Here is a 3,055-nt window from a genome sequence, read left to right as displayed (position 1 = left end):
AGCGGTCGAGGTTCTCGAAAAAACAGTCGAAGGCGGGTTCCAGGAAGCCGGCAACCCGGTCCGCGCAATGCGGAGAAAGGAACACGTTGGGCATGCGCCAGAACGGATGATCCTGCGGTAAGGGTTCGGCTTGGAATACATCGAGCGCGGCGCCGCGAATGCGCTGGCTTTCCAGCGCCTCGATCAACGCGCCCTCGTCGAGGACAGGCCCGCGGCCGATATTGATGAAGACCGCGTCCGGTTTCATTACAGCAATCTCCGCGCTACCCACCATATTCCGCGTTTCCGCCGTCAGGGGCGTAACCAGTACGACGTAGTCGCTGGCGGCCATCAATTCTTTCAACTGGCCCGGGCCGTACCCCCGATCGACCAATGAATCGCCCTGGAATAATTCGGGCCGGCGGCGCAACGCAGCGATCTTCACTCCGAATGGGCGGATCCGGGCGGCGACAGCCCGTCCGATGGAGCCGTAACCCACGATACCCAGCGTGCGCCCTTCAATCCCGTTGCTGATGAATGGCTCCCAGAGCCGCGCTTCCTGCTGTCGAATCACGCGGCGGAAGTCGAACGCGAAGAAAAGCATGACGGCGGCAACCCAATCCGCCAATGGCTTGCTGAACACGCCTCGCCCATTGGTCAGCACCGCAGGATGGTTCAGCATGTCCGGCGTGAGCAGCGCGTCGACTCCGGTCCACAGTACGTGGATCCAGCGCACACGATTCGCCATGGGTAGAATCTGCACCAGCGCCGGCGAAAAGCTGGCATACAAGATCGCGTCGGCCGTGGGGATTATGGTCTTCAGCTGTTCCAGATTGTCGGTGACGGTGAGCTGGAGGTCTGCCGGCATCCGGGAAAGCGGACCGAGATACGGAGATGACGGGTCTGCAATGACAACGAGTGAGATGTTCGGCATGCCAGGTGAAGATTATAGTCCCCTGGCACTTCCAGCTAACGCTTACATGGAGTGTTGAAAGCAAGCCGAAAACTTCTTCCGCCCCTCGTCCGCTCGTACTAACCTACGCACATGAAAACACTCTGGCTCTGTGCCGTTCTATCTGCTTTCTCCGCCGCTCCCCTGCTTACCCAAACGATGCAGGAGCTGATCAACGGTGGCAAGAATGCCGAGAACGTCCTCACGCACAGCATGGGCTACGATCGAAAGAGCTACAGCCCGCTGAAGCAGATCAACAAAAGCAACGTGAAGCGTCTCGTGCCGGTCTGGAGCACGAGCGTGATGAACGATCAGGGCGAACTCGGACAGCCGACCATTTACAACGGCGTGATGTACGTGGTCAACGGCAAGTGGACATTCGCGATCGACGTCGAAACCGGAAAACAGCTCTGGCGGACTCCGGTGGAAATCGAGTCCGGCGTGACGCGCGCTCCTTTCAATCGCGGCGGCGCGACGATCTACAACGGCAAGCTCTTCCGGGTGACCATCGACAATCACCTGCTCGCTCTCGACATGAAGTCCGGAACCGAGCTCTGGAACCAGAAATTCGCCGAGGCGAAAGAAGGCTACTATTCCACCGGCGGACCGATCGTTGCGAACGGCGTCGTAATTTCCGGAGTTTCGGGCGGCGAGTCCACCACGCGGGGTTTTCTCGATGGCTGGGATCCGGATACCGGCAAAAAGTTATGGCGCCAGTACACGATTCCCGCGCCCGGGGAGCCCGGCTCCGAGACCTGGCCCAAAAACAGCGATGCCTGGAAATACGGCGGAGGCCCCACCTGGCGGTCCGGATCGTACGATCCGGAGCTCGACCTCGTCTACTGGGGCACAGGAAACGCAGAACCCTACGATACCCGGCCCCGCGAAAGCCTCGACAGTCTGTTCACCAACAGTGTCCTCGCCATCCGCCCGAAAACCGGCGAGGTTGCCTGCTACTTTCAGTACACACCCAATGACGTCTACGACGTCGATGCGACCGATGAAAACGTTCTTGCCGATATTCAAATCGGTGGAAGACTCCGCAAGGTCATGATTCAGCCCAACAAGAACGGGTTCCTTTATGTTCTCGACCGCACCAACTGCAAGCTGATCGCGGCCAATCCCTACGTCAAAGTGAACTGGGCCACGCGTATCGATCTGACTACGGGCCGCCCCGTTTTAACCGACGTCCAAAAACGATTCGCCGCGGGAGAAGAAGTCGAAATCTGGCCCTCTCGCGGAACCAATGCGGTCCCCATCGCCTTCGATCCGAATTCGGGACTGGTCTACGCAAGCACCTGGGATGTGGCGCGAATCCAAAAGCTGGCGCCGCCGAAACAGGTTCCGCTTGGCGGAACATCCACCGGCGTGGATTCGACCATTCCGACAGTAAAACCCGGCGAAGTTGTCGGCCACTTCGTGGCGATGAATCCGTTGACTGGGGAAAAACGCTGGGACATCCCATTGACCGATCTGCCAAACTCGGCCGGCATGCTGGCGACAGGCGGCGGGCTCGTCTTTACAGGTAAAACAACCGGCGAATTCCTCGCCCTCGACGCCGACACCTGCAAGACGTTGTGGCAGTTCAAAACAAGTTCAGGCGTGAACTCCACCGCCATCACCTACACCCACAAAGGCCGGCAATATGTCACCATTGCGTCAGGGCTCGGCGGCATTCTTGCCATCCGCTATGGCGCCGGCATCGTGCCCACGGGCGGATCGGTCTGGACCTTTGCTTTACTGCAGGAATAGAAAGACCGATGTTTATTCGACGGATAAGAGCTACATCAAAGCGAATGCGGACTGAAGGGATGTTGCCAAACGGTTCTTAGCGGTAAGCGCGGCCCGTCAAAGGTGGCATGCAGTACAAAAGAGACGACCGCGCCTACCGTGTTACAGTCGGTGTTCACGATTGACGGCGGAACGCTCGTGACGCTCCAGCTGCCGCCAATGCGAGGCATCCGGCTGTCCGGGGCACCCGACGGGTGACCTTGCCCTGGTTTGACGTACATCAAAAAGCTGATAACTTCTTGATGAACGGGAGATCGAAATGGGCAAGAGAGAGTTGGTTGGGAATCGACAATATACCGACGAGTTCAAGGTTGAGGCGGTACGGTTGGGAGA

At 58.7% G+C, this 3,055-nt stretch carries 2 protein-coding genes; one reads left to right on the top strand and one right to left on the bottom strand.

The window, feature by feature from the left end; genetic code table 11:
* Window positions 1–913 (bottom strand): D-2-hydroxyacid dehydrogenase (locus VGK48_14915; GenBank protein ID HEY2382466.1); only part of this gene is annotated, 913 nt, incomplete at its 3' end.
* 111 nt (window positions 914–1,024) lie between these two features.
* Here VGK48_14915 and VGK48_14910 point away from each other — a divergent pair.
* Window positions 1,025–2,683: a PQQ-dependent dehydrogenase, methanol/ethanol family gene (locus VGK48_14910; GenBank protein HEY2382465.1), complete on the top strand. Its 1,659-nt coding sequence runs from the start codon at window positions 1,025–1,027 to the stop codon at window positions 2,681–2,683.
* The last annotated feature ends 372 nt before the right edge of the window (window positions 2,684–3,055 follow it).

Source organism: Terriglobia bacterium (assembly GCA_036496425.1).
In the GTDB taxonomy this organism is placed as follows: domain Bacteria; phylum Acidobacteriota; class Terriglobia; order 20CM-2-55-15; family 20CM-2-55-15; genus 20CM-2-55-15.
Note: the sequence above shows the minus strand (reverse complement) of the source record. Positions and strands in the feature narration are given on the sequence as shown.